The organism is Kitasatospora sp. NPDC004615 (assembly GCF_042873545.1).
Taxonomy (GTDB): Bacteria; Actinomycetota; Actinomycetes; order Streptomycetales; family Streptomycetaceae; genus Kitasatospora.
This window is the reverse complement of the sequence record NZ_JBIALQ010000001.1, coordinates 1,177,882-1,203,469: the sequence shown is the minus strand read 5'-3', so window position 1 is coordinate 1,203,469 and position 25,588 is coordinate 1,177,882. Positions and strand designations below refer to the sequence as shown.

21 protein-coding genes are annotated in these 25,588 nt (G+C 71.7%); 16 read left to right on the top strand and 5 right to left on the bottom strand.

The features are described 5' to 3' along the window. Nucleotides 1-140: 140 nt before the first annotated feature. The 3 genes from ACFYS8_RS05445 to ACFYS8_RS05435 all read left to right on the top strand — a co-directional run bounded on the left by ACFYS8_RS05445 (nt 141) and on the right by ACFYS8_RS05435 (nt 5,840). On the top strand, nt 141-2,786 hold the full coding sequence (locus tag ACFYS8_RS05445; protein ID WP_387636861.1) for a glycosyl hydrolase: 2,646 nt from the start codon (nt 141-143) through the stop codon (nt 2,784-2,786). 157 nt (nt 2,787-2,943) lie between these two features. Continuing rightward, on the top strand, nt 2,944-4,785 hold the full coding sequence (locus ACFYS8_RS05440) for a glycoside hydrolase family 15 protein (protein ID WP_387636062.1): 1,842 nt from the start codon (nt 2,944-2,946) through the stop codon (nt 4,783-4,785). A 29-nt stretch (nt 4,786-4,814) separates the two neighbouring features. Beyond that, on the top strand, nt 4,815-5,840 hold the full coding sequence (locus tag ACFYS8_RS05435) for an alcohol dehydrogenase catalytic domain-containing protein (RefSeq protein WP_387636060.1): 1,026 nt from the start codon (nt 4,815-4,817) through the stop codon (nt 5,838-5,840). Nucleotides 5,841-5,854: 14 nt separating this feature from the next. On the opposite strand, the gene ACFYS8_RS05430 is transcribed toward ACFYS8_RS05435, so the two are convergent. Together ACFYS8_RS05430 and ACFYS8_RS05425 are read right to left on the bottom strand one after the other, a co-directional pair. Next, the gene (locus ACFYS8_RS05430; protein WP_387636057.1) at nt 5,855-7,873 is read right to left on the bottom strand and encodes an HAD-IIB family hydrolase; all 2,019 of its coding nucleotides are present in this window, start codon (nt 7,871-7,873) and stop codon (nt 5,855-5,857) included. Between the two features lie 192 nt (nt 7,874-8,065). Next, nucleotides 8,066-8,722, bottom strand: a complete 657-nt coding sequence (locus ACFYS8_RS05425) for a TetR/AcrR family transcriptional regulator (RefSeq protein ID WP_387636055.1) — start codon at nt 8,720-8,722, stop codon at nt 8,066-8,068. An 82-nt stretch (nt 8,723-8,804) separates the two neighbouring features. Here ACFYS8_RS05425 and ACFYS8_RS05420 point away from each other — a divergent pair, with 82 nt between their 5' ends. Then, nucleotides 8,805-9,215, top strand: coding sequence for a Dabb family protein (locus ACFYS8_RS05420; RefSeq protein WP_387636052.1), 411 nt, complete (start codon nt 8,805-8,807; stop codon nt 9,213-9,215). Nucleotides 9,216-9,296: 81 nt separating this feature from the next. Here ACFYS8_RS05420 and ACFYS8_RS05415 read toward each other — a convergent pair whose 3' ends face one another. After that, nucleotides 9,297-10,193: a carbohydrate kinase family protein gene (locus tag ACFYS8_RS05415; RefSeq protein WP_387636049.1), complete on the bottom strand. Its 897-nt coding sequence runs from the start codon at nt 10,191-10,193 to the stop codon at nt 9,297-9,299. 146 nt (nt 10,194-10,339) lie between these two features. On the opposite strand from ACFYS8_RS05415, the gene ACFYS8_RS05410 reads away from it, so the two are divergent. The 4 genes from ACFYS8_RS05410 to ACFYS8_RS05395 all read left to right on the top strand — a co-directional run bounded on the left by ACFYS8_RS05410 (nt 10,340) and on the right by ACFYS8_RS05395 (nt 14,785). Continuing rightward, nucleotides 10,340-11,071 carry an SDR family NAD(P)-dependent oxidoreductase gene (locus ACFYS8_RS05410; RefSeq protein WP_387636047.1) on the top strand — a complete coding sequence of 244 codons (732 nt, stop codon included), beginning with the start codon at nt 10,340-10,342 and terminating at the stop codon, nt 11,069-11,071. 216 nt (nt 11,072-11,287) lie between these two features. Continuing rightward, nucleotides 11,288-12,508, top strand: coding sequence for a UDP-N-acetylglucosamine 2-epimerase (locus tag ACFYS8_RS05405; protein WP_387636044.1), 1,221 nt, complete (start codon nt 11,288-11,290; stop codon nt 12,506-12,508). A gap of 35 nt (nt 12,509-12,543) precedes the next feature. Continuing rightward, nucleotides 12,544-13,665 carry a DegT/DnrJ/EryC1/StrS family aminotransferase gene (locus ACFYS8_RS05400; protein ID WP_387636041.1) on the top strand — a complete coding sequence of 374 codons (1,122 nt, stop codon included), beginning with the start codon at nt 12,544-12,546 and terminating at the stop codon, nt 13,663-13,665. A gap of 19 nt (nt 13,666-13,684) precedes the next feature. Further along, complete coding sequence (locus ACFYS8_RS05395; protein ID WP_387636038.1) at nt 13,685-14,785, top strand: Gfo/Idh/MocA family oxidoreductase; 1,101 nt, start codon at nt 13,685-13,687, stop codon at nt 14,783-14,785. A 91-nt stretch (nt 14,786-14,876) separates the two neighbouring features. Here the strand turns inward: ACFYS8_RS05395 and ACFYS8_RS05390 are convergent, their stop codons facing one another. Next, nucleotides 14,877-16,163 (bottom strand): cytochrome P450, encoded by a 1,287-nt coding sequence (locus tag ACFYS8_RS05390; protein WP_387636035.1) that lies wholly within the window; start codon nt 16,161-16,163, stop codon nt 14,877-14,879. A 16-nt stretch (nt 16,164-16,179) separates the two neighbouring features. Then, nucleotides 16,180-17,535 carry a glutamine synthetase family protein gene (locus tag ACFYS8_RS05385; RefSeq protein WP_387636032.1) on the bottom strand — a complete coding sequence of 452 codons (1,356 nt, stop codon included), beginning with the start codon at nt 17,533-17,535 and terminating at the stop codon, nt 16,180-16,182. Between the two features lie 290 nt (nt 17,536-17,825). Here ACFYS8_RS05385 and ACFYS8_RS05380 point away from each other — a divergent pair, with 290 nt between their 5' ends. The 8 genes from ACFYS8_RS05380 to ACFYS8_RS05345 all read left to right on the top strand — a co-directional run bounded on the left by ACFYS8_RS05380 (nt 17,826) and on the right by ACFYS8_RS05345 (nt 25,544). Further along, the gene (locus ACFYS8_RS05380; protein WP_387636030.1) at nt 17,826-18,014 is read left to right on the top strand and encodes a ferredoxin; all 189 of its coding nucleotides are present in this window, start codon (nt 17,826-17,828) and stop codon (nt 18,012-18,014) included. Between the two features lie 19 nt (nt 18,015-18,033). Next, nucleotides 18,034-19,230, top strand: coding sequence for an NAD(P)/FAD-dependent oxidoreductase (locus tag ACFYS8_RS05375; protein WP_387636859.1), 1,197 nt, complete (start codon nt 18,034-18,036; stop codon nt 19,228-19,230). Between the two features lie 9 nt (nt 19,231-19,239). Continuing rightward, nucleotides 19,240-20,052 carry an acetoacetate decarboxylase family protein gene (locus tag ACFYS8_RS05370; protein WP_387636028.1) on the top strand — a complete coding sequence of 271 codons (813 nt, stop codon included), beginning with the start codon at nt 19,240-19,242 and terminating at the stop codon, nt 20,050-20,052. 29 nt (nt 20,053-20,081) lie between these two features. Then, nucleotides 20,082-21,545 carry an aldehyde dehydrogenase gene (locus ACFYS8_RS05365; protein ID WP_387636026.1) on the top strand — a complete coding sequence of 488 codons (1,464 nt, stop codon included), beginning with the start codon at nt 20,082-20,084 and terminating at the stop codon, nt 21,543-21,545. After that, on the top strand, nt 21,538-22,464 hold the full coding sequence (locus ACFYS8_RS05360) for a 3,4-dihydroxyphenylacetate 2,3-dioxygenase (RefSeq protein ID WP_387636024.1): 927 nt from the start codon (nt 21,538-21,540) through the stop codon (nt 22,462-22,464). The genes ACFYS8_RS05365 and ACFYS8_RS05360 overlap by 8 nt, the downstream gene beginning before the upstream one ends. 13 nt (nt 22,465-22,477) lie before the next feature. Beyond that, entirely contained in the window at nt 22,478-23,323 is an 846-nt protein-coding gene (locus tag ACFYS8_RS05355) for a fumarylacetoacetate hydrolase family protein (RefSeq protein WP_387636021.1), read from the top strand. A 28-nt stretch (nt 23,324-23,351) separates the two neighbouring features. Next, complete coding sequence (locus ACFYS8_RS05350) at nt 23,352-23,957, top strand: TetR/AcrR family transcriptional regulator (RefSeq protein WP_387636019.1); 606 nt, start codon at nt 23,352-23,354, stop codon at nt 23,955-23,957. 135 nt (nt 23,958-24,092) lie between these two features. Then, nucleotides 24,093-25,544 carry an APC family permease gene (locus ACFYS8_RS05345; protein WP_387636017.1) on the top strand — a complete coding sequence of 484 codons (1,452 nt, stop codon included), beginning with the start codon at nt 24,093-24,095 and terminating at the stop codon, nt 25,542-25,544. Nucleotides 25,545-25,588 lie beyond the last annotated feature (44 nt).

The window sequence follows — 25,588 nt, the reverse complement described above, 5'->3', positions numbered from 1 at the left end:
ACTTAGGCGCATGCTCTTTACCCGGACGGTGTGAGCCGGAAAGCTGCGACTGGTTCCGCCGGGTGGCGCGATCGCGCGGCCCGGACCACTTCTGGGGAGGACACCGCATCGTGCCGAACGGGAAGAGACGACGGCTGCTGATGTGCGCCGTCACCATCACGGCGCTCGGACTGACCACCTCGCAGGCGATCGCAGCGCCCGCGGGGCCCAAGCCGCAGCCCTGGCCGGTCCGCCAGATGGCCGAACTCGGCCAGCAGCACGCGCAGCAGGTCAAGGCCCGGACGTCCGCCGCCCTCGCGGGCGGCGAGGACCCGGGCGACGAGGCGGAGAACTCCGCCGAGGCCACCGAGCAGTTCACCGAGGCCCGCACCGCGCCCGGCCTGGTCGCGCCGGGCGCGTACAGCGCGGCCTGGGCGCAGCTCCAGTCGCTGCCGCACACCGGCGGGTCCTGGGGCCACGTCACCGACAAGCCGTACAACTCCGACGACCCGCGCTACCGCGACATCGACTCCAACTCCGGTGCCGGGTCCGGTTTTGTCACCGGCCGGGTCACCGGCATCGCCGCCGACGACGACGGCTACGTGTACGCGGGCGGCGCCAACGGCGGCGTGTACCGTTCCCGGACGGGTGGCGGCCACTGGCAGGCGATCTCGGACAAGCTGCCGTCGCTGTCCACCGGCGCGCTGAGCCTCGACGGTTCCGGCCGGCTCTGGTACGCCACCGGTGAGGCGAACACCGGTGGCACCGCGTACGTGGGCACCGGCGTGTACGTCCTCGCGGACCCGAAGCGCGGCGAGTTCCAGCCCCGGGGCCGCATCGGCGGCACCGAGCTGGAGTCGACCGTCATCCACGCCCTGCGCTTCAACGGCGACAAGGTGTGGGCGGCCACCAGCCGGGGCGTGTGGACGCACTCCACCACCGACCTGTCCGGCCCGTGGAAGCTGGAGTTCGCGCCCAATCCGACGTTCCTGCCGGGCGGCGCCGACTCCAAGGTGCCCAACGCCCCGTACAAGAACATCGCCAACGACATCGCCTTCGACCCGAAGGACCCGTCGAAGGTGGTGCTGGCGTTCGGCTGGCGCAGCGGTGACGCCTACAACGGCTTCTACGGCAAGGCCGGGGACGGCAGTTGGCAGCGGCTGAGCTCGCTCGGCGACCTGCCGACCGATGCCGCGGACGTCGGCAACGTCACCTTCGAACGGTCCGAGGACGGCTCGCGCTACTACGCGATCGACGAGTCGCCGACCAAGCTGGCCGGCGACCCGGACACCAACCTGCAGGGCGTGTACGTCTCCAAGTCCGGTTCGCCGCTGGGCCCGTGGACCCTCGTCGCGGACTCGGACAAGCTCAAGGGCTCAGGCTCCGCGCAGCAGGACGACAACTACCACCCGGGCATCCAGTCCTGGTACAACCAGTTCCTCCAGGTCGACCCGAACGACGCCGACCACGTCTACCTGGGCCTCGAAGAGGTCTACGAGAGCCGCAACGGCGGCACCGACTGGACAACCCCCGGCCCGTACTGGAACTTCTACTTCCCGTGCTGGAACATGGACCCGGCCAAGCGGACCTGCTCGACGACCCCGCACTCCGACCAGCACGCCATCGCCCTCGGCAGCTACCGGGGCAGGACCACCGTGTACGTCGGCAACGACGGCGGCGTCTACGGCCGCCCGCTGAACGGCAAGGCGGATTCGCTCGGCCACGCCACCGACTGGACGTCCCTCAACGACGGCTCCATGGACACCCTCCAGTACTACTCGGTGGGCATCGGCAAGGACCCGGCGGACCGCTCCGGCAAGGGCGTCGTCGTCTCCGGCGGCCTCCAGGACAACGGCCAGTCGATCCTGCGGGCCCGCGACAAGGCGATGGGCTCGAACTTCGGCGGCGACGGCGGCGACACCATCGTCGACCCGAACAACGGCTGCAACATCGTCGCCGAGTACGCGTACGCCGAGCTGCGGTCCACCCAGAACTGCGCCGTCAACGACGGCTCCTGGCAGGACGACCCGTCCAAGGCCACCACCTACGAGATCGCCCCGCCGGACCACGACACCCACGCCGCCCGGTTCATCGCGCCGATGACCACCGACGCGAAGAACCCCGACACCTGGGTGACCGGCGGCCGACACGTCTGGGTGCAGAACAAGGGCTTCGCGATCCGCAGCGGCGAGGAGTGGAACAACGCCTACGACCTCGGCGCCGGGCACTACGCCACCGCCGTCGCCGCCTCCGGCGGCACCGTGTACGCCGGCTGGTGCGGCCCCTGCAACAACCAGGGCTTCACCCGCGGCATCGCGGTCGGCAACGCCGACGGCACCGGCTGGCACCAGCTGAACCTGCCCGTGGACGGCACCCTGCCCAACCGGTACGTCTCCTCGTTCGCCGTCGACCCGGCGAACGCGAAGCACGTGCTGGTCGCGTTCAGCGGCTTCTCCCGGGCGTGGAGCGAGGGACCCGGCGCGGGCTACGGCCACGTCTTCGACAGCCGTGACGGCGGCGCCACCTGGACGGACGTCTCGGCGAACCTGCCCGACGTCCCGACCAACTCGCTGCGCCTGCTGCCGAACGGCGGCCTCGCGCTCGGCACCGACCTGGCCGCGTTCTACCGCGCGCCCGGCGAGAAGAACTGGAAGGTGATCGGCGACGGCCTGCCCACCACCACGGTGATGCAGCTCAAGATCGGCCCCGACGGCCGGCTCTACGCCGCCACCCACGGCCGCGGCATCTGGTCCATCGACCCCGACCGCTTCGGCCGCGTCCACCGCGAGGACGACGACCGGCAGTGACCTCGGCACGCCGGTGCCCGGGCCCGCTCACCCGGGCGGACGCCGGGCACCGGCGTCTTGCGGTCCACGGTCCGCTTCGGCGCTCCGGCGGCATGCGATCTAGCATGAACTGGAAGGTTCGGCTCGATGCCCCGCACCATTCAGGTGAGGAGGCCGCATGGGACGGCCAGGCAGTACTGGCGGATTCGGAGACCTCGGCGGTTACCGGTACCTGCCGATCTCCGAACATGGACTGATCGGCGACCTGCGCACCGCCGCGCTGGTGGCGACGGACGGCACCATCGACTGGTACTGCTGTCCGCGCTTCGACGCCCCGAGCATGTTCGCGTCCGTGCTGGACGCGGACCGCGGCGGCCGCTTCGAACTGGCCGCGGACACGCCGGCCCGCACCCGGCAGTTCTACTTCCCCGACACCAACGTCCTGATCACGCGGTTCTTCGCGGCCGACGGGGTGGCGGAGATCCAGGACTTCATGCCCGTGGTGGACGAGTCCCGCGAGGCGGACCGGCACCGGCTGATCCGGCGGGTGATCTCCGTCCGCGGCACGCTGCCGTTCCGGGCGAAGGTCGCGCCGCGGTTCGGCTACGGGACGCAGGAGCACACCGTCGAGCTCGAGGCCGGCCACGCGGTGTTCCGCTCGCCCGATCTGGACATCGCGCTGACCGCCACCGTGCCGGTCGAGACCGACGGGCGGGACGTGTGGGCGCACTTCAAGCTGCTGGAGGGCGAGTCCGCGGTGTTCGCCCTCGACCGGGTCAGCGAGGAGATCGGCCCGCGCGCCTGCCCCAACCGGGAGGCCGAGCAGCAGTTCGAGGCCACCGTCCGGTTCTGGCGCAACTGGCTGTCCCGCTCGCGCTACCACGGCCGGTGGCGGGAGATGGTGCACCGCTCGGCGCTGCTGCTGAAGCTGCTCACCTACGCGCCCACCGGCGCGATCATCGCCGCCCCGACCACCAGCCTGCCCGAGCAGATCGGCGGCGAACGCAACTGGGACTACCGCTACGTCTGGGTCCGCGACGCCGCGTTCTGCATCTACGCCATGCTCCGGCTGGGCTTCAGCTCGGAGGCCGAGGCGTTCATGGGCTTCATCTCCGAGTACGGCATCATGCGCGGCACCCGGGAGAGCGGCCCGCTCCAGATCATGTACGGCATCGACGGCCGCAGCGACCTGCCCGAGCAGGAACTGTCGCACCTGGAAGGCTACTCGGGCTCCGCGCCGGTCCGGGTCGGGAACGCGGCCACCGGGCAGCTCCAGCTGGACATCTACGGCGCGCTGATCGACTCCGTCTACCTGTACGACAAGTGGGGTCAGCCGATCAGCAGCGCGCACTGGGACGAGGTCGGCGCCGTGGTGGACTGGCTCTGCGACCACTGGGACCAGCCCGACGAGGGCGTCTGGGAGACCCGGGGCGGCCGGCGTGAATTCGTGTACTCGCGGCTGATGTGCTGGGTCGCCCTCGAACGGGCGATTCGGATGGCCAACCGGCGCGGCCTGCCCGCCGACCTGGCGCGCTGGCAACGGTCCCGCGACGCGATCTACCGGCAGATCATGACCCGAGGCTGGTCCGCCGAGCGCGGCGCGTTCGTCCAGGGCCTGGACGACAAGGTCCTCGACGCGTCGCTGCTGATGATGCCGATGGCCAAGTTCATCTCACCCACCGACCCCAAGTGGCTGTCCACCCTGGACGCGCTCACCGCCGACCTGGTCTCCGACTCCCTGGTGTACCGCTACGACCCGGAGTCCAGCCCCGACGGCCTGCGCGGCGCCGAAGGCACCTTCTCGATCTGCTCGTTCTGGTACGTCGAGGCACTGGCCCGGGCCGGCCGGCTGGAAGAGGCCCGGCTGGCGTTCGAGAAGATGCTCACCTACGCCAACCACGTCGGCCTGTTCGCCGAGGAGATCGGCCGCACCGGCGAGCAACTCGGCAACTTCCCACAGGCGTTCACCCACCTCTCGCTGATCAGCGCCGCCTTCAACCTGGACCGCGCGCTCGGCTGACCGCTCGTACCTCTTTCAGGAGTGCTGACATGGGCACCTACCGCGTCATGCAGGCCACCGCCCCCAACGGCCCGCTGGAGCCGGCCGAACGCGCGGTGCCACCGCCGGGCCCGGGCCACGTCCGCATCGCCGTCGAAGCGTGCGGGGTCTGCCACAGCGACGCGCTCTTCCTGAGCGGCGTGCTGCCGGGCGTGTCCTTCCCCGAAGTCCCCGGCCACGAAATCGCGGGCCGGATCGAGGAGTTGGGCGCGGGCGCCGACATCTCTGGCTGGCAGGTCGGGGACCGGGTGGCGGTCGGCTGGTTCGGCGGCAGCTGCGGCCACTGCCGGCAGTGCCGGGAGGGAGACTTCATCGTCTGCCCCAACCTCAAGGTCCCCGGCTGGGCGTACGACGGCGGATTTGCCGAGAAGGTGATCGCCCCCGTCGACGCCCTGGCCCGGATCCCCGTGAAGCTCGACGCGGCCGACGCCGCACCCATGTCCTGCGCGGGCGTGACGGTCTTCAACGGCATGCGACGCAGCTCCGCCCGGGCCGGCGACCTGGTCGCCGTACTCGGCCTCGGCGGCCTCGGGCACCTCGGCGTGCAGTACGCCGCCGCGATGGGCTTCGAGACCGTGGCGATCGCCCGCGGCCACGAGAAAGCCGCCTTCGCCGAACAGCTCGGCGCCCACCACTACCTCGACAGCACCTCCGACACTCCCGTCGCCACCGCCCTCCAAGCCCTCGGCGGCGCCAGAGTCGTCCTCGCCACCGCCGCCAACGCCGAAGCCATGACCGCCACCGCCGACGGCCTCGCCCCGCGCGGCGAACTCGTCGTCATCGGCGGCGACACCGCCCCCCTCGGCATCACCCCCGCCCAACTCCTGATGGCCGGCCGCGTCATCCGCGGCCACCCCTCCGGCACCGCCCAGGACGTGCAGGACACCATGGAGTTCAGCCTCCTGCACGACATCCGCCCCATGACCGAGACCGTCCCCCTCGACCAGGCCGAACAGGCCTACCAGAAGATGCTCGACGGCCGCGCCCGCTTCCGGATGGTCCTCAGCACCGCCTGACAGTGCCGAGGGGCTCAAGTGCGGTGCGGGGCCTGCCGGATGGCGTCGATGACGCGGTGGGCCCAGTCCACCGGGCGGTCGTGGCCGAGGAGGCCGGAGAGGGCCGTCATGCGGGTGCGGCGGTCGGTGGGGGTGGTGGTGAGGGCGTGGGCCAGTTGGGCGGCCAGGTCCTCGGGGGAGTGCGGGTCGGTGAGGAGGGCGGCGGGGCCGAACTCCTCGGCGGCGCCCGCGTGGTGGGAGAGGACCAGGACGCCCGGGCGGGGGAGGGCGGCCTGGGCGGCGATGAACTCCTTGGCCGTCAGGTTCATTCCGTCCTGGAGCGACGTCACCCAGAAGACGTCCGCCGCCAGGTATTCGTCGACCACCTCGGCGAACGGGAGGCTGTGCGGGTGGTAGTCGATGGGCTGCCAACTGCGGTGCTGCCAGCGGGCGTTCACCTCGGCGATGCGGTGTTCGAGCTGGGTGCGGGTGGTGTCGTAGGCGGTGATGCCGGGTTCGGGCGGTGGGCAGATCAGGCGGAAGGTCAGCCGGCCGCGGAGCTCGGGGCGGGTGGCGAGCAGGCGGTCGAGGGCGTCGACCTTCTGGACGGGGGCCTTGGCGTAGTCGAGCCGTTCGACGGACAGCACCAGCTGGCCGGTCGGCGGGCGGCGTGCGGGGGTGCGGGTGCGGGCGAGTGCCTCGATGGCGGGGCGGTCGACGCCCAGCGGGTGGACGCCGGTGCGCGGTGGGGAAGGAAGGGTGCGGCGGAAGCGGGACGCGAAGCCGGCGGTGTGGAAGCCGGCCCAGTCGAGGCGGGTGAGGGAGGCGCGCAGTTCGGCGGCGACCGGAAGGGTGGCGAACACCTCGGGCGGCGGGAACGGCGTGTGGTGGAACAGCCCGATGCGCAGGTCGGGGCGGGCGGCGCGGAGGAACCCGGGGACCAGCCAGAGGTTGTAGTCGTGCAGCCAGACCGTCGCACCGGGTGCGGCCTGGGCGGTGATGTGGTCGGCGAAGCGGGCGTTGACGTCGCGGTAGGCGGCCCAGGCGTGAGGGTCGAAGACGGAGCGTTCCGGTTCGGACATCAGGACCGGCCAGAGGATCTCCTTGCACGCCCGGTGGACGAAGCCGCTCCACTGTTCGGGGCTCAGCGAGACCAGGAAAGGCTGATCGGGGGGTGGTGACGGAGCCGGCGCGGCAGCGACCCAGATGCCCGGTAAGCCGTCGGCGAAGGCGCTGCTCAGGGTGGGCAGGATGCCGTTGGGGCTGGCCGGCGGCCGGTCCTGTGGGGGCGGGCGGTGGTAGCCGACGACGAGCGCTTGGCGGCGCGGCGGCGAGGAGGGAGTCACCCAGCCGAGGGTCTGGAGGGCCGCCAGAATGCCCGCCGCGCCCGGCCGGTCGGGCCGGTGGATCAGCGGGTCGTCGCCGACCGCCGCGTCGAGCGCGGCTTCGGCGCCGCCCACGATCACCCCGTGGGTGCCGAGCCGGAACAGCGACAGGTCGTTGAGCGAGTCCCCGGCCACCAGGATCGACTCGGCGGGCCAGTTCAGCTTCTCGGCCAGCGCCCGGACCGCCCCGCCCTTGGACGCCTCCGGTGGCAGGACGTCGAAGTAGCGGTCCCCGGAGTAGACCCAGGCCAGTCCCAACTCCTCGATGGCTGACAGGAGTTCGCCGGTGAGCCCGTCCGGCGTCAGGTAGTACGAGCAGCGGCCGTCCTGCGGTACCTCGTCCTGGTACTGGAGTGCGGGGAAGGCACTCAGCGCGGCGCGTACCCGGTGCGATCCCGGCCAGCCGGTGCGCAGTTGCTCCTGCAAGGGCTCGACGGGGGAGAAGTCGGTGCCGTCGAGGACGGTGGCGCCGACGTCGGCGACGATCCACCGCGGGCGGGGAACGAGCGGGTCGTGCAGGACGTCCCGGACCGATTCCGGCCCGCGGCCGGTGGCGAAGACCACCGTCACTTCGGGGTGGCGGGCCAGTGCCTCGCGCAGCCGGAGCCGGTCGTCGGCGTTGCCGCCGAGCAGGGTGCCGTCCAGATCCGTGACCAGAATCCTCGACATCTGACGGACGCTAACACGACGACCGGATGTGGTGAAGAGGTCACTTCGGACCGCCAGTACTCCAGCATGGCTTGGTGATCCGTCCGGTCGAGGGATCTGCGAGTCGTCGCCGGTCGTGGCTGCGGCGGCCGGTGGCGCGGTGGTGTCGGTGCCAGTGCAACCCTGGTGATCACCCGGTGTCAGAGGGTGGGATCACGAAGTCGAACCGGAATGCCGACCGGCGCCCGCCCCGTAGGCGCGGAGGAAGACCTCCACGGCCGCGTCCGCGATCACGTCCGGGTCGGCGTCGGGCCGGTACTCCAGTGGGCCGGTGAGCAGGGCGAGGAGGTGCTCGGTGGCGAGCTCCGGGTCGCACGGGCGCAGGTGGCCGGCGAGCGCCAGGCGGGCCAGGCGGTCGGCGAGCGCGGACCGTATCCGCAGGGTCGTGCGCTCGCGCACGCTTGCCGCCAGGCCGGGGAAGCGCCCCGCCTCGGCACTTGCCAACTGCCGTACTGCGCGGGCCTCTTCGCCATGGCATACCTGCAACAGCTCGCGGCTCGCGACCTCGAGTCCGGCGCGAGGGTCGCCATCCGCTGCAAGCTCCCGCAGCTGCTCGACGATGGCGACGCACCGCGCGCCCATCCGGTCGGCGGCGGACTCCACGGCCTCGCGGTAGAGGCTCTCCTTGTCGTGCAGATGGTTGTAGACAGTCGGCTTCGCGACGCCCGCCTCCTGTGCGACCTCCTGCACGCAGGTCTGCGCGTAGCCGTGCCGCGCGAACAGCGTGAACGCGCCGTCCAGGATCGCCTGCCGCCGATCGTCACGTCCACGAGTCTTGCGCCCGTTGCCAGTTGACACTTCTGAACTCATGGGTTCAGTCTAATGCTGAACCAGCCGGACCGGATTTCTGAACCAATGGGTTCAGTCGGACTCGAAAAGGGGTGGGGTGCACGTGATCGTCCACATGCTGCGTTTCTCGTTCAAGGAGACCGTGACCGAGGAGGAGCGCGAGCGCGTGCTCGCGGTGATGGGGCGCACGGCCTCGGTGGAGTCGGTGTCGTTCTCGACGGTGGGCCAGAACCTCGACGACACCGACGGCTTCACCCACGCCTACTGCGTGGGAATCGCGGACCTGCCGGCCTTGCGGCGCTACATGCACGACCCGGTCCACCTGGCCGGCGACCCGGAGATCATGCCGTTCCTGGCCAGGATCGCCATCGGCCCGGACCTGTCCGACGACATGTCGCCCACGCTCGCCCGGGAGATCCTCGCCCTGCACGAAGAGAAGGTCGCGCTCTACCCGGAGTGGGCCGTCGAACTCGGCCCACTGCTGGCGGCCCGGCATTCCGCTTCGGCTTCGTGATCCCACATCGGAGCCGGGTGGGAACGGCAACGGCCACCGCGCGACCATCAGGACTCCTGAAGGTCGCGTGGTGGCCGCGGGTCACTGTGCGAGGTCGGCTGCGTGCAGGGCCGCGCTGGAGCCCGGGCCGGTGACGGCGGCGGTGCCGCAGGTGGTGGCGATGGTCAGGCAGGTGGGGAGGTCGTGGCCGGACAGCAGGCCGTGGACGAGGCCCGCGTTGAAGCAGTCGCCGGCTGCGGTGGTGTCGACGGCGCGCACCAGTACGGCGGGGGCGTCGTAGCGCTTGCCGGACCGGAGCGCGATGGCGCCGTCCGCGCCGCGCTTGACCACCAAGGTCGGTACCAGGGCGGCGAGTTCGGTGATGGCGTCGTCGAGGTCGGTGGCGCCGGTGAGGTGGAGGGCCTCGGCGGCGTTCGGGGTGAAGACGTCGACCTCGGCGAGGATGCGGCGCACCGCCGGGTCCGTCAGGGAGGCCGGGACGTCGTGGCAGTCCTGTACCACCAGCGTGCCGAGCTGTCGGGCGACCTCCAGGGCGGCCAATGTCGTTGAGTCCCAGTGGAGTTGGGGGAGCATCAGGACGCGCGGGCGGTACCGGCGCAGCAGCGGGACGAGCGGCGCGGGCGTCACCTGGTCCTGGTAGCTGACCATGGCCCGGTCGTCCGGGCCGGAGAGGGCGACGGTCAAGCTCCGTACGGGGGACGGGTGGTGGCGGAAGGCGCGTTCGTCCAGGCCCTCCGCGCGGGCCGCCGACAGGACCTCGGCGCTGAAGACGTCCGTCCCGAAGTCGGCGCTCCACACCGCCGTGCGGCCGAGCCGGTGGACCGCCATGGCGAGGGTGTACGCGCCGCCGGGGACCAGGGCGAAGCCGTCGGCGAACACCTCGCCGCCCGGTTGGACCGGGCGTGGCAGACCGTGGAACACCAGATCGGCGAAGTAGGGCCCTGCGACCAGGACTTCACAGCTGCTGTCGCTCTCCATCGGGGGAGCATACGGGTGGCCGGGGAGCGGGCGGGTGGGTTTCGGCCGCCGATCGGGGCGTCTTCGTCGGCGCGTGGGCGGGTCCCCGTACAGGCGGCACGCCGCGCGGCAGCATCGCCATGTAGCCGAAAGCAGAGGGAGTGGACATGGCGGAGTGCATGGCGCTGGTGCTCGGGTCATCCCGGGGGATCGGTGCGTCGACCGCGCGGGCGTTGAGCGCGCAGGGGCATCGGGTGGTGCTGCACGGCCGGGCGCCGAGTGCGGCGCTGGCGGGGCTGGGGAGTGAGCTGGGGGCGCCGACGGCGGCGTTCGATCTGGCGGACGGGGCGGCGGTGCGCCGGGGCGTGGCGGATCTGGTGGCGGAGCACGGGCTGCCGCAGGTGGTGGTGTACAGCGCGGGGGTGAACCGGGTGGTGCCGTTCGAGGACGCGTCGCGCGCGGATCTCGCGGAGGCGTTCGCCGTGAACGTGTGGGGCGCGGTGGGGGTGCTGCAGGAGGTGCTGCCGAAGATGGCCGCGCAGGGCGGCGGGGCGGTGGTGCTGGTGTCCTCGATCCGGGGTGTTGACGGCCTGGCCAGCGACCGCACGGTCTTCTACTCGATGGCGAAGGCCGCCCTGGGCAACCTGACGGTTTCGCTGGCCAAGCGTTTCGCTCCGGCGGTGCGGGTCAACGCGGTGGCGCCGGGGTTCACCGTCACCGACATGGTCGCGACCTGGGACGAGGGCACCTGGCGGCAGGCCCGGGGCAATCTGCTCGGCCGTCCCGCGGAGCCGGACGAGGTGGCGTCGGCGGTGGCGTTCCTGGCCTCGGACGCCGCGCGGCACATCACCGGCCAGACCCTGGTGGTCGACGGCGGGTATGGCCTGGCCGGTAAGTAGCGCGCAAGCGGTGTCACTCGAACGAGTGGCGGCGGGCCCAGCGGCGGGGGCGCCGTCGGGCCCGCGGAAGCACCGCGAAGGCCGGTCCGACGGCCGGGCACCGCCCCCTTGGGCCACCTGGCCCAAGCGCCGGACCGGCCCGCCCCGGCCGAACCTAGGCTCCTCGTAGCTCGGCGAACAGCCTTGCGACAGCTGCCAGGGAGGCAGGTGGGAGACATGGACACCGGCCCGACGATCACCGTGTACCTGGGTGCCCGCCCCAACACGCCCAAGGTCTGGACGCTTCAGCAGGCGGTCGGCAAGATGCGCACGCCAGGCGCCGCCTGGACGTACGTGCACACCGGCCAGCACTTCGACCCACGCCTCGGGCAGGGACTCTGCGACGAGCTCGACCTGCACGTGGACCGGTGGCTGCGCTGCGGCGACGCCGCCAGTGACGCCGAGCAGATCGGCCGGCTGTGCGCCCTGGTCGAGCGCGACCTCGACGAGCACCCGGCGGAGGCCGTGGTGGTGGTCGGCGACGTGAACTCCACCGTCGCCGCCGCGCTGGTCGCCGCCCGCCGGGGCACTCCGGTGATCCACCTGGAGGCGGGCCTGCGCTCGCCCGACCGCACCCCCGAGGAGGCCAACCGCCGCATCGTCACCGCCTGCACCGACCACCACCTGGCCACCACCGCCGAGGCCGTGGACGCGCTGCACGGCGAGGGCATACCGGGCGGGTCCGTGCACTTCGTCGGCAACCCCATGGCGGAGTGCCACCTCGCCCACCACGACCCCGACCAGGACGCGGCGACCCTGAACCGGCTCGGCCTCACCCCGGGCACGTATGTGCTGGCCACGCTGCACAAGCCGGCCGCGCTCAGCCACCCCAAGCCGGTGCTGGACGTGCTGCGCGACCTGGCCGCGCACGGCCTGACGCCCGTCCTTCCGCTGCACCCCCGGGCCGCCGGGCACCTGGCCGAGAACGGCCTGCTCGACCGCAGCCTGAGCGAACGGGTGCTGCCGCCGCAGCCGTACCTGGCCTTCGGGGCGCTGCTGCGCAACTGCGCGTTCGTGGTGACGGACTCCGACGGCGTCCAGGAGGAGGCCGCCGCCGCGCGGGTCGCCTGCCTGGCCACGGTGCCCGGCAGTGCCCGCGAAGTCACCCGGGCCGTCGGCAGCACGCACTTCGCGGACAGCTGGCTGCACCTGCCCACCCGGGACATCCTCGCGCTGGCCGCCGGCCGGCCCACCCGGCGGCCGGAACGCTGGGACTCCCGGGTCAGCGACCGCATCGCCACCGCCCTCGACGGCATCCTGCCCGCGCTGCCGCACCGCGGCGTCCACCCGCGCGCGGAGCGCCTGGGCAGCCGGACGCCGCGCGAGCCGCGGCAGTCGCGGGAGTTGCGGGAGTCGCGGCAGTCGCGGGCCCGCACCCGGGCGCGTTCCGGGCGCTGAGCCGGAAACACCGAGAACCCCAGGAGGGCTGACCCATGAGCAGAGTCCTGCATGTGCCGTTCACCGGAGCCGATCGCGAATTCGACGACATCGGCCACGAGATGATGGCGGCGATCGAGAAGGTGTTCCGCTCCGGCCGGGTGATGAACGGAGAGTCCGTGCCGCGCCTGGAGCAGTCGCTGGCCGAGCTCTCCGGCCGCCGCCACGCGCGCGTGGTCAACTCGGGCACCGACGCCGTGTACTTCGCCCTGGTGGCGGCCGGAATCGGGCCCGGCGACGAGGTGCTGCTCGGCGACATCTCGTTCGTCGCGACCCTGCACGCGATCGTCCGGACCGGCGCCACACCGGTGTTCGTCGACGTGACCGACGAGGGCACCATCGACCTCGACCTGGCAGAGGAGGCTGTCGGGCCGCGCAGCAAGGCCCTGGTGATCGTGCAGCTGTACGGGCGGATGGCCGCGCCCGACCCGGTGGAGAAGTTCGCGCGGGCGCACGGCCTGGCGCTGGTCGAGGACGCGGCGCAGTCGCTGGGCGCCGAGGTGAACGGGCGGCGCAGCGGCACGCTGGGGCTGGCCAGTTGCCACAGTTTCGACGCGATGAAGGTCATTCCCGCACCGGGCACCGGCGGGGTGGTGCTGACGGACGATCCGGCGGTGGCCGAGAGCGTCGAGCAGCTCAGGCACTGGGGGTTCGCGGACGCCGAGAAGCGGCATGTGGTGCGGCTGGGGCACAACTCGCAGATGTCCTCGCTGACCGCCGCCGTCCTCGCGGTGAAACTCGCCCAGGAGGAAAGGTGGTTGAAGCAACGCCGTGCTACCGCCTCGACCTACTCGGCGGGGTTCGGCGACCTCGGGTGCGGCCTGCCGGAGCACGGCTCGCTGCGCGAGAACATCTTCCACAAGTACGTGCTGCGCACCCCGAAGCGGGACGAACTGGCCGCAGCCCTGCGGGCCTCCGGCGTCGAGACGCTGGTGCACTACCCGTACGCGCTGCACACGCTGCCGTTCCTGGAGCGGCACCCGCACCGGGTGGTCGGCGACGGCCGGGCGAAGAAGCACGCCGCCGAGGTGATCTCGCTGCCGATCCACCCCTACCTCACCGACGAGGAGATCGCCCACGTCGTGACCAGCACCCGCGAAGCGCTGCTCGCGGGCTGAGCTACAGGCGGAGGAGACCATGACCACAACGGACTTCGACGGGCACGTCCGCTACCAGTTCGAGTACGAGAACCCGATCCGCTGCGCCTTCATCGGCGCGGGCGGGCACTCGTACCGGAACGTCTACCCGTCGTTCCAGTACGCGCCGGTCGACCTGCGGGCGATCTGCGATCTCGACGGCGACCGGGCGGCGAAGTACGCGCGGATCTTCGGCGCCGCCCACAGCTACACCGACCACCGGGAGATGCTGGAGCGGGAGCGGCCGGACGCGGTGTTCATCGTGACGGCGTACGACAAGGACGGGCGGCTCCAGGCGGTCGATCTGGCGCTCGACTGCCTGGCGGCGGGCGCGCACGTGTGGATGGAGAAGCCCACCGCGACGTCGAGCGCGGAGGTGGAGCTGCTCCAGGAGGCGGCGCGGCAGGCCGGCCGGGTGGTGGTGACCGGAATGAAGACGGTGTTCTCGCCGGCCATGACCCGGGTGAAGGAGATCGTCTCCGGGGCCGAGTTCGGCGGGCCGTCGTCGATCTCCGTCCGCTACCCGCTGTCGATGCCGGCGTTCGAACGGCGCGACAGCCTGGTGGAGATGAACTGGTTCCTCGACTGCATCTTTCATCCGGCCGCCGTGCTGCTGCACCTGATGGGCCCGCTGGACCGGATCAGCCACGAGTGGGAGGAGCGCACCGGCGCCAGCGTCACCGTGATGCGGTTCGAGTCGGGCGCGATCGGCACGCTGCACCTGACGGCGGGGGAGTCGCCCAGCAGCCCGTCCAGCCGGGTGGAGGTGATCGGCCGCAACGCCAACGTGGTGGTGGAGAACGGCAATTCGGTCACCTACTACCGGCCGACGCCGCCCCGTGCGTACGGCCGCACCGGGTCGTACCTGGTGCCGACGGAGGACGCGCCGCTGCACTGGGAGCCCGAGTACTCGTACGGGCAGCTGTACAACAAGAACCTGTTCTTCCTGGGTTACGTGGACGAGATCAGGTACTTCTGCGACTGCGTGCTGAACGGCACGTCCCCCGAACTCGGTTCGCTGGACCAGGCGTTCCACATCCTCCAGCTCTTCGAGGCCTACCGCCGGGCCGAGCCGGGGACGTGGACGACCGTCAAGGTGTAGCGCCCGCTGTTGCGTTCAGGCCCGCCCTGGCCGTTCGGGACGAGGAGAAGCCCCGGACGGCCGGAGCGGCCTTGGTGCGGCCGGCGGAAGGTCAGGCGAGGGTCACCGAGACCGGGAGCTTCTTGATGCCGTTGACGAAGTTGGAGCGGACCCGGGGAACGTCGCCGGCCAGCTTGATGGAGGCCAGGCGCGGGATCAGCTCCTCGAACATGATGCGGATCTCGGTGCGGGCGAGCAGGTTGCCCAGGCAGAGGTGGGGGCTGCCCTTGCCGAAGGTGATGTGGTCGTTGTCCTGGCGGGTGACGTCGAAGTCGTAGGGGTTGCCGAAGACTTCCTCGTCGCGGTTGCCGGAGGCGAACCACATGACGACCTTGTCGCCCTCCTTGATGTTCTTGCCGCCGAGCTCGACGTCGCGCGTCGCGGTGCGGCGGAAGTGGTAGACGGGGGAGGCCCAGCGCAGGAACTCCTCGACGGCGGCGGGGATCAGCGAGGGGTCTTCCTGGAGGCGGGCGAGCTGCTCGGGGTGCTGGAGCAGCGCCAGCATGGAGTGGCTGATGGTGTGCCGCGTGGTCTCGTTGCCGGCGACGACCAGCAGCAGGAAGTAGTTGTCGAAGTCCTGCGCGGTCAGCGGGACGCCGTCCTTCGGGGTCTCGTTGACCAGGCGGGAGATCAGGTCGGTGCCGTTGCCGCCGCGGCGCTGCGCGGCGAGTTCGCGGCCGTAGGCGAACACCTCGAGCGAGGCGGGGGAGCGGAACGGCAGGTCGCGGTACTTCTCGCTCTCCGCGCTGTGCAGCAGGACGTCGGCGTAGTCGGGGTCGGTGTTGCCGATGATCCGGTTGCCCCAGTCGATGAGCTGCTGGTTGTCCTCCGGCGGGACGTCCAGCAGCCGGGCCAGCACGTTGATCGGGAAGTCGGCGGAGACCTCCTTGACGAAGTCGAAGGTGCCCTTGGCGAGCGCGGCGTCCAGCGTGGTGGCGGTCAGGCCGCGCAGGAAGTCGGCGTAGCTGTTGATGACGCTCGCGCCGAACTGGCGCTGGAGCAGGCTGCGCAGGGCGCGGTGGCGGACGCCGTCGAGTTCCAGGATGGAGGCGCGCTTCTTGATCTGGTCGTCGTCGACCTCCTCCAGGTTGACGAACCGGGCGGAGGTGAAGGTCTCGGCGTCGCGGTCGACGCGGGCGATGTCGGCGTGCTTGGTGAGCGCCCAGAAGCCGGAGTTGGGCGCTTCCTCCTCCTGCCAGTGCACCGGGTCCTGGTGGCGCAGGGTGTGGAACATCCGGTACGGGGTGACACCGTCGGTGAAGTTGTCGAGATCGGCCAGGTTCACCTGGTCCAGCGGCATCGGCTCGGCGGCGGCGGACTGGGCGGGCGCGGTGGTCATGGGTTCGCTCCTCGGCTTACAGGTGGTAGGCGTACTCGGTGAACTCCCAGTCGGTGACGTGCCGATGGAAGCGGGCGACCTCGTCGCGCTTGTACGAGAGGTAGGCGGTGGTGAAGTCCTTGCCGAGCACCTCGGTCAGCGCGGTGTCGGCCTCCAGCGCGTCGAGCGCGTCGGGCAGGGACTGCGGCAGGACCGGGGACTTGGCGGGGTCGTAGCCGTAGCCCTCCAGCGGGGCGGGCGGCTCGTCGCCGGCGATCACGCCGAGCAGCGCGGCCGCGAGGGTGCCGGCGATCAGCAGGTAGGGGTTGGCGCTGGCGTCGCCGAGGCGCAGTTCGAAGCGGGAGCCGCCGCCGCGCTCCGGGGGGATGCGGACCATGGCGCTGCGGTTGTCGAGGCCCCAGTCGATCAGCCACGGGGCGAGGGTGTCGGGGCCGAAGCGCTTGTAGGAGTTGATCGTCGGGTTGGACAGCGCGGCGAGCGCGGGGGCGTGCGCGAGGATGCCCGCGACCGCGTGGCGGGCGGTGGTGCTCAGCCCGTACGGGGCGGACGGGTCGTCGAACAGGTTGCCGCCCTCGTCGTCCGTGCAGGACAGGTGCAGGTGGAAGCCGGAGCCGCCGGCGCCCATGAACGGCTTGGCCATGAAGGTGGCCAACCGGCCTTCGGTGCGGGCCAGTTCCTTGATGGCGGACTTGAAGCGGAAGGCCCGGTCGGCGGCCGACATGGCGTCCGAGTGGGTCAGGTTGATCTCGAACTGCGAGCCGTCGAACTCGTGGTTCCCGCTGGTGACGCCGATGTTCAGCTCGCGCAGCCGGCGCAGGGTGCGCAGCAGGTGGTTGTCGCCGTCGGCGCGCAGGCCCGCGGTGTAGACGACACCGGAGGCGTCGCTGTAGCGGCGCCAGCCGCGGGCGGTGTCGGGGGCCGGGTCGCACAGGAAGTACTCGAGCTCCGGGCCGACGATCGGGTGCAGGCCGTACTCGCGGGCCCGTTCGACGACGGCGCGCAGCAGGTCGCGGGGCGACTCGGGGGCGGGGCGTCCGGTGGCGGGGTCGGTGACGTCGCCGAGGCAGGTGGCGACGCCGGGCTCCCACGGCAGCGGGGTGAGGGTGTCGAGGTCGGGGCGCACGCAGATGTCGGGCAGGCCCGCGTCCAGGCCGCCGGGGACGGCGACGACGTCGCCCTGCGGGCTGGTGTGGTAGACGGCGCGGCAGAACGCGAGGCCGTGGTCGCAGGCCGAGGGCAGGTGGTCCAGCAGCACGTCCCGGGCCCGTTCGGTGCCGATCAGGTCGGGATAGGTCACCCGGACCACGTCGATGCCCTGGGCGGCCAGCCGCTCCTGGTGGTGGCGGACGGGCGGGGTGTCGGATGCGCTCACCGGTGTCTCCTGTGGGGAAGTGTGGGGCGCCGCCCAGGACGCGCGGGGTGCGGGCACTCGCGGTGCTGGGGGGAGGGGAGCGGCAGGTTCGGACTGCGGTTGGGCGCAGGAACCGCTCGCTGTTGGTGGCCAACCGTAGAGACGCAGGTCACCGGCCCGCAAGGGGTCCGGCACATAAATTTATCCATCCGTATAGCTATTGACCCGGGGCTGACCGCTTCCTATGTTGTTTGACGCCAAATGACTTTCCGGCGCCCCCTCAGCCCCACCCATCCCCAGGAGGACCGGCCATGCAGGTCGTCGTCGACATGAACAAGTGCCAGGACCACGGCCAGTGCGTCTTCGCCGCCCCCGACGTCTTCTCCTTCGACGAAGCCGGCCGTCTCGCGTACGTCGCCGACCCCGACGAGGCGCTGCGCGCCGACGTCGAGGAAGCCGCCGACGTCTGCCCGCTGCAGGCCATCCGGATCGAAGGCTGAGCCGGTGAACGCCGCACCCATCGTGGTGGCCGGCGCCTCCATGGCCGGCCTGCGCACCGCCGAACAGCTGCGCGCCGCCGGCTGGACCGGCCCGATCACCCTCGTCGGGGACGAACCCCACGCGCCGTACAACCGGCCCCCGCTGTCCAAGGAAGTGCTGGCCGGCAAGGCCACCTTCGAGTCGCTCGCCTTCCGCCCCCGGGCCGCCGTCGCCGACGTCGAGTGGCGCCTCGGGACCTCGGTGGTCCGCGCCGACCTCGCCCGGCAGACCGTCGAACTCTCCGACGGCGAGAGCCTCACGTACGCCGCGCTGGTCGCCGCCACCGGCATGCGCTCGCGCCGCCTGCGCTGCCCCGGCCCCACCGCCGGGCGGCACACCGTCCGCACCCTGGACGACGCCCAGGAGCTGCGCGCCGCACTGACCGCGCCCGGTGCGCGGGTGGTGGTGGTCGGCGCCGGCTTCATCGGCTGCGAGGTCGCCGCCACCGCCGTGGCCCTCGGCGCCGCCGAGGTCACCGTGGTCGACCCGCTGCCGCTGCCGATGGCCGGACCGCTCGGCGAACTGCTCGGCGGCGCGCTGAAACGCCGGCACGAACAGCGCGGCGTCCGTTTCGCGCTCGGCTGCGGCGTGACCGGCTTCGAGGGCGAGGAGCACGTCACCGGCGTGGCGCTCGCCGACGGCCGGGTGCTGCCCGCCGACGTGGTGGTGGAGTCGGTCGGCTCGGTGGCCAACACCGAGTGGCTCGACGGCAACGGACTCGACCTCACCGACGGCGTGCTCACCGACCAGCACCTGCGGGTCGGCGGCCGGCCGGAGGTGGTCGCCGTCGGCGACGTCGCCCGCTTCCCCAACGCCCGCTACGACGGCGTGCCGCGCCGCGTCGAGCACTGGTCGATCCCCACCGACACCGCCAAGCACGCCGCCAAGGTGCTCCTCGCGCACCTCACCGGCACCGGGCACGGCCTCGACCCGTTCGCGCCGCTGCCGACCTTCTGGAGCGACCAGCACGACTTCCGCCTCCAGTCCTTCGGCGCCCCCGCCCTCGGCCGCGAGGACGTGCGCGTCCTGGACGGCGACCCGGACGGGGACGTCCTGGTCGGCTACCACCACGGCGAACGCCTGGTCGGCGTCGTCGCCCTCGGCGGCCAGCAGGCCGCGGCCGCCGCCGCCCGCTACCGCGCCGAGCTGCTCAAGCAGCCCGCCCCCACCGCGTAAGGAACCCAAGTGGCCGATGTCCGTGGATACTTCCACCCCAAGACCGCGACGGGCTCCTCGTCGCTGATCCCCTCGCCGCCGTGGCGCTACTCCGGCGACCTGCTCACCATCGAGTACCGCACCGACCCCGAGCGGGTGCGCGAACTGCTGCCCGAGCCGCTGGAACTCGCCGACGAGGACCCCGGCGCGGTCGCGCTGATCTGGGCCGACTGGCAGTCCTGCTCCGCCTCCGGCCGGGAACTGCTCGACCCGGTGCTCGCCCAGTACAAGGAAGCCTTCGCGGTCGTCCGCTGCAAGTTCCAGGGGCAGACGTACTCCCGCTGCGTGTACATCTGGGTCGACAAGGACTTCGCGATCGCCCGCGGCCTGCACCAGGGCTACCCGAAGAAGCTCGGCTCGATCCACCAGACCCGCCCGCACCCCTACGGCCCCGCGCCGCGGATCGAGGCCGGCGCCCGGTTCGGCGCCACCCTCGCCGCCGCCGACCGCCGCCTGGCCCAGGCCGTGGTGACGCTGCGCGAGCCGTCCGAGACCAACGGGTTCGTCAACGGCCACCCGATGGCCCACCACCGCTGGCTGCCCTCGATCGAGAAGGGCCAGGGCCTCGCCCTGGACGAGCTGGTCGCCTCCGGCGCCGCCTCCTTCGAAGCCGGACCGGCCTGGGTCGGCGACTTCGACCTGGACCTGTTCGAGTCGCCCACCGAGGAGCTCGCCCGGCTGGAGATCCGCGAGCCGATCGCCGCCTACTACCGCCAGGTCGGGGTGGTCTGGGACGGTGGCCGGCTGCTGGCCTCCAACACCACCACCGTCGCCGCCGAGTAACTCCCGTGCCCAGCAAGGAAATTGACGCAATGAGCGGACACCTCACCACCGTCGCCGGGGTCACCGTCGACACCCGGCACTGGATCGGCGGCGAACGCGTCGCCTCCGCCGCGACCTTCACCGACCACTCGCCGATCGACGGCACCGTCCTCGGCGAGATCGCCCGCGGCACCGCCACCGAGGCCGAGGCGGCCGTCGCCGCCGCCAAGGCCGCCTTCCCCGCCTGGGCCGCCACCTCCCGCGAGGAGCGCGCCCGCCTGCTGCACGCCATCGCGGACGGCGTCGAGCGGCGGCTGGAGGACCTGGCCGTCGTCGAGACCGCCGACAACGGCGCCCTGCTGCGCTCGCACCGGCGCGGCGTGATGCCCCGGGTCGCGCACAACTTCCGGTTCTTCGCCGACTGGCTGCTGACCCTCGGCCACGAGGACTTCGACACCCGCGGCCACACCAACCACGTCAGCTGGGACCCGGCCGGCCCCTGCGTGCTGATCACACCGTGGAACGCGCCGCTGATGCTGGCCACCTGGAAGATCGCCCCCGCGCTGGCGGCCGGCAACACGGTCGTCCTCAAGCCCGCCGAGTGGACGCCGATGACGGCCTCGCTGCTCGCCGACATCGCCGCCGAGGCCGGGCTGCCGGCCGGCGTGTTCAACGTGGTGCAGGGCCTCGGTTCGGAGATCGGCGACGCGCTGACCTCGCACCCCGACGTGCGCCGGATCAGCTTCACCGGCTCGGTGCCGACCGCCAAGCACATCGCCGCCTCCGCCGCCGCCAACCTCACCCCGCTCAGCCTCGAACTCGGCGGCAAGTCACCGCTGTTGGTGTTCGCCGACGCCGACCTCGACCTCGCCGTCGACCTCGCCGTCGAGCAGTACGACAACGCCGGACAGGTCTGCCTGGCCGCCACCCGGCTGCTGGTCGAGGAGTCCGTCGCCGAGGAGTTCACCCGCCGCTTCGCCGAGAAGGCCGCCGAGCTGCGCCAGGGCGACCCGCGCGAGCTGCCGACCGACATCGGCCCGAACATCCACGTCCGCCAGCTGGAGAAGATCGACGGCTTCGTGCGGCGCGCCATCGAGGCCGGCGCCCGCGCCGTCATCGGCGGCGAGCGCCTGGCCGGCCAGTTCTACGCGCCGACCCTGCTCACCGACGTCGCGCAGGACTCGGAGATCGTCCAGGAGGAGGTGTTCGGCCCCGTCCTGACGCTCCAGACCTTCCGCGACGAGGAGGAGGCCGTCCGCCTCGCCAACGACACCCGGTTCGGCCTGGCCGCCACCCTCGCCACCGGCGACCAGGAGCGCGCCGCGCGGGTCACCGAGCAGCTGGTCGCGGGCACCGTCTGGGTCAACTGCTTCTTCGTCCGCGACCTGCAGGCCCCGTTCGGTGGCTCCCGGCACTCGGGCGTCGGCCGGGAGGGCGGCACCTGGAGCTTCGACTTCTACTGCGACGTCAAGAACACCGTCACCGCGCCGAAGGGTTGGAAGGACCATGGGTGAGATCGTCGGGGCCGGCCTGCTGGCCCACGTCCCCACCGTCGTGCTCCCCGAGGAGATCCGGCGGGAGCTGAACGAGGGCAAGGAGATCACCCTCGTCACCGGCCTCCAGCAACTGCGCGAGGAGGTGTTCGGGCGCGACGACTACGACACCGTCGTGGTGCTCGACTCGCACTGGGCGACCACCGTCGAATTCGTGGTCACCGCGCAGCAGCGCCGGGCCGGGCTGTTCACCTCCGAGGAACTGCCGCGCGGCATGTGCCGGATGCCCTACGACTACCCCGGCGACCCCGAACTCGCCCACAACATCGGGAAGTTCGCCGACAAGCACGGCACCTGGATCACCCCGATCGACGACCCGTACCTGCCGATCTTCTACGCCACCGTCAACCTGTGGAAGTACCTCGGCGAGGGCCTGCCCGACAAGCGCTGGGTGACCATCGGCGTCTGCCAGACCGGCGACGCGGAGGACCACCTGCGCCTCGGCCGCGCGCTGGCCGACGGCATCGCCGCCACCCCCGGCCGCCGGGTGATCGTGATCGCCTCCGGCGCGCTGTCGCACACCTTCTGGCCGCTGCGCGAGCTCCGGGCGCACGAGTCCAGCGACCCCTCGCACATCTTCACCCCCGAGGCGCGGGCCGCCGACGAGCAGCGGATCGAATGGTTCAAGGAAGGGCGGCACGACCAAGTGCTCGACACCATGGACGAGTTCGCCACCTACAAGCCCGAGGCCAGGTTCGCCCACTACCTGATGATGGCCGGCGCCCTCGGCGAGCGGGCGTGCACCGCGAAGGCCCGCCAGTACGGCGAGTACGAGAACTCCATCGGCACCGGCCAGGTCCACCTCTGGTTCGACCGCCCCGAGGACGGCTGGACCGGCACCGGCCTGCCCGCCCCGCGCAATCCCCACAGCCTCGTCTGAGAAAGGCCCCACCGTGCCCGAGTACCGCCGCATCCTCCTCGACGGCGCCGTCGTCGAGACCGTCCGCGACGGCGACGAGCTGGTCGCCGGTGACGGCCGCCGGGTCGCCATCGCCGACGCCCACCACCTGCCGCCCGTGGTGCCGTCCAAGGTGATCGCCGTCCACCTCAACCACCGCAGCCGGGTGGACGAGTTCCAGATCAACCTGACCGACACCCCCACCTACTTCCACAAGCCCACCTCCTCGCTGAACTCGCACGGCGGCGCCATCGTCCGCCCCGAGGGCTGCAAGTGGCTCAACTACGAGGGCGAGGTGGCCATCGTCATCGGGAAGACCGCGCGCAACATCTCCCCCGAGGAGGCGGGTGGCTACATCGCGGGCTACACCGTCGCCAACGACTACGGCTTGCACGACTTCCGGGACACCGACGCCGGCTCGATGCTGCGCGTCAAGGGCGCCGACACGCTGTGCCCGCTCGGCCCCGGCCTGGTCACCGACTGGGACTTCCGCGGGAAGAAGCTGCGCACCTACGTCAACGGCGAGGTGGTGCAGGACGGCTCCACCGACGAGATGACCTGGGACATGCACTACCTGGTCGCCGACATCGCCCGCACCATCACCCTGTACCCCGGCGACGTGCTGCTCTCCGGCACCCCCGCCAACTCCCGCCCCGTCCAGCCGGGTGACGTCGTCGAGGTGGAGGTCGAGGGCCTCGGCAAGCTGACCAATCACATCGTCACCGGCCCGACGGCGATCCGCACCGACGTGGGCGCGCAGCCCACCGAGTCGGAGGAGGTGCTGTCCACCGCGCTGGGCGGGGACTGGGAGTTCCGCGGCATCCGGCCTCCGAAGCGCTGAACCGGTGCCTCCCGGTAGGGTCACGGCCATGAACGACCCCGACCAGCTGCCTTCCGCGAAGCCCGCCACCCGCAAGCGCGTGAAGAACTACGGGACGGGCCGCACCGCGCTGCTGGAGGCGGCGGTGCGGGTGGTGGCCCGGGGGGGCTTGCGCAACCTCACCTACCGGGCCGTCGCGGAGGAGGCCGGGGTCACCCACGGCCTGGTCGTGCACCACTTCGGCTCGCGCGACGCGCTGATCGAGGAGGCGGTGGCGCACGCCGTCCGCTCCTCGATCAGCAGCAGCGCCCTGGAGTCCGGCGCGGAGAGCCCGGCGGAGTTCGCCACCGGCCTGGCCGACATGGTCGAGGCCGGGCCCGAACTCCAGGTGTTCCAGTACGAGTTGCTGCTGGAGGCGCGCCGCCGTCCGGAGCTGCTGGCGCACCTGCGCGGGCTGTACGAGGAGTACTTCGAGGCCAGCCGGCGCGAGCTGGGCCGCCTGCTGCCCGAGCCGGTGAGCCCCGGCCTGTCCCGGCTGGTGTTCGCCGCGCTGGAGGGCCTGGTGCTGCATCAGCTGGTGTTCGGCGAGCGGGCGGCCACCGAGGACGCGCTGTCCGAACTCCGCGCCCTGCTGGAGGGCTTGGCGGACCGCTGACCTGCGCGGCCTGCTTCAAACCGTTACCGCGGGAGCGGTGCGAAACCCTTGCCAAACGGATCGCCTGCCTCCACGATGAGGCAACTCGTTTGACCTGAAACGATTCCCCCCACTTCGATCTGGCAGGTGATCCGTGTGGACAGTCAGACGGCTTCCCGTGAACGGACCGTGCGGCACGCCCCCACCAGTGCCACCCTCAAGCCCAACGCCCTCGGCGTCCTGGGCATCCTCTTCTTCGTCCTGTCCGGCCAGGCGCCGCTGACCGGCATCGCCGGCGCCGCCCCGATCTCCGTCGCCATCGGCAACGGCTCCGGCACCCCCGCCGCCTACGTGGTGGCCGGCGCCGTGGTCCTGCTGTTCTCCGTCGGCTTCATCGCGATGGGGCGGCACGTCGTCGACGCCGGCGCCTTCTACACCTATATCGGCACCGGCCTCGGCCGGACCGCCGGCGCGGGCGGCGCGAGCGTCGCGCTGTTCTCCTACTGCGTCATCCAGGCCGGCATGTACGGCCTGTACGGCTCCATCGTCAGCTCGCTGGTCGCCGACAACACCTCGGTCGACCTGCCCTGGTGGGTCTACACCCTGGTCACCATGGCCGTGGTGCAGGCACTCGGCGCCGCGGGCATCGAGATGGGCGCCAAGGTGCTCGCCGCGTTCGTGCTCGCCGAGTTCAGCATCCTGCTGGTGTTCAGCCTGGTCACGCTGTTCAAGGGCGGCGGCCCCGAAGGGCTCGGGCTGGCCGAGAGCTTCTCCCCGTCGGCTGCTCTCCAGGGCGCGCCCGGCATCGCCGTGATGTTCGCCCTGGCGTCCATGTTCGGCTTCGAGGCCACCGCCATCTACGGCGAGGAGGCCCGCGAGCCCAAGAAGACCGTTCCGCGCGCCACCTACCTCTCGGTGCTGGTGGTCACCGGATTCTTCGCTCTCACCTCCTGGTCGCTGATCTCCGCGCACGGCGCCTCCAAGGCCCCCGACGCGGCCAACTCGGCGCTGGCCGCTGGCGACTCCGCCGGGTTCGTGTTCGCGCCCATCGCCGACCTGTTCGGCGGCTGGGTGAACGGCGTGCTGCCGGTGCTGCTCGCCACCTCGCTGTTCGCCGGCGTCCTCACCTTCCACAACTCCGCCAGCCGCTACCTGTTCTGCCTCGGTCGCGACGGCCAACTCCCCGCCGCGCTCTGCCGGTTGAACGGCAAGCACGCCCTCGCCGTCGCCGGCCGGGTGCAGACCGCCATCGCCGCGCTGCTGGTCGTGCCGTTCGCGATCGCCGGGCAGGACCCGGTGCTCACCCTGTTCTCCTGGTTCAGCGGCCTCGCCGTCCTCGCCATGATGCTGCTCTACCTGCTGACCTCGGTCTCCGTGGTGGTGTTCTTCCGCCGCAAGCAGGTCGACACCCGGCTGTGGAACACCCTGATCGCCCCGGTGCTGGGCGCACTCGGCATCGCCGGCGCCATCTGGCTGATCCTGGCCAACTTCACCACCCTGATCGGCGGCCAACTGAGCACCGCCCTCTGGCTGGTGCTGTCGGTGCCCGTGGTGCTCGCGGCCGGGGTGGTCAACCAGCGGATCCGGCAACGGCGTTCACTCACCTGATTCAACCTGCGGCGCGCACCCGGCAGTTGTCGGGTGCGCGCCCC

Bases quoted from the DNA above. Each gene is read 5' to 3' on its own strand.
- ACFYS8_RS05445 (WP_387636861.1), top strand. From the start codon at position 141: ATGTGCGCCGTCACCATCACGGCGCTCGGACTGACCACCTCGCAGGCG.
- ACFYS8_RS05440 (WP_387636062.1), top strand. From the start codon at position 2,944: ATGGGACGGCCAGGCAGTACTGGCGGATTCGGAGACCTCGGCGGTTAC.
- ACFYS8_RS05435 (WP_387636060.1), top strand. From the start codon at position 4,815: ATGGGCACCTACCGCGTCATGCAGGCCACCGCCCCCAACGGCCCGCTG.
- ACFYS8_RS05430 (WP_387636057.1), bottom strand. From the start codon at position 7,873: ATGTCGAGGATTCTGGTCACGGATCTGGACGGCACCCTGCTCGGCGGC.
- ACFYS8_RS05425 (WP_387636055.1), bottom strand. From the start codon at position 8,722: ATGAGTTCAGAAGTGTCAACTGGCAACGGGCGCAAGACTCGTGGACGT.
- ACFYS8_RS05415 (WP_387636049.1), bottom strand. From the start codon at position 10,193: ATGGAGAGCGACAGCAGCTGTGAAGTCCTGGTCGCAGGGCCCTACTTC.
- ACFYS8_RS05410 (WP_387636047.1), top strand. From the start codon at position 10,340: ATGGCGGAGTGCATGGCGCTGGTGCTCGGGTCATCCCGGGGGATCGGT.
- ACFYS8_RS05405 (WP_387636044.1), top strand. From the start codon at position 11,288: ATGGACACCGGCCCGACGATCACCGTGTACCTGGGTGCCCGCCCCAAC.
- ACFYS8_RS05400 (WP_387636041.1), top strand. From the start codon at position 12,544: ATGAGCAGAGTCCTGCATGTGCCGTTCACCGGAGCCGATCGCGAATTC.
- ACFYS8_RS05395 (WP_387636038.1), top strand. From the start codon at position 13,685: ATGACCACAACGGACTTCGACGGGCACGTCCGCTACCAGTTCGAGTAC.
- ACFYS8_RS05390 (WP_387636035.1), bottom strand. From the start codon at position 16,163: ATGACCACCGCGCCCGCCCAGTCCGCCGCCGCCGAGCCGATGCCGCTG.
- ACFYS8_RS05380 (WP_387636030.1), top strand. From the start codon at position 17,826: ATGCAGGTCGTCGTCGACATGAACAAGTGCCAGGACCACGGCCAGTGC.
- ACFYS8_RS05365 (WP_387636026.1), top strand. From the start codon at position 20,082: ATGAGCGGACACCTCACCACCGTCGCCGGGGTCACCGTCGACACCCGG.
- ACFYS8_RS05360 (WP_387636024.1), top strand. From the start codon at position 21,538: ATGGGTGAGATCGTCGGGGCCGGCCTGCTGGCCCACGTCCCCACCGTC.
- ACFYS8_RS05350 (WP_387636019.1), top strand. From the start codon at position 23,352: ATGAACGACCCCGACCAGCTGCCTTCCGCGAAGCCCGCCACCCGCAAG.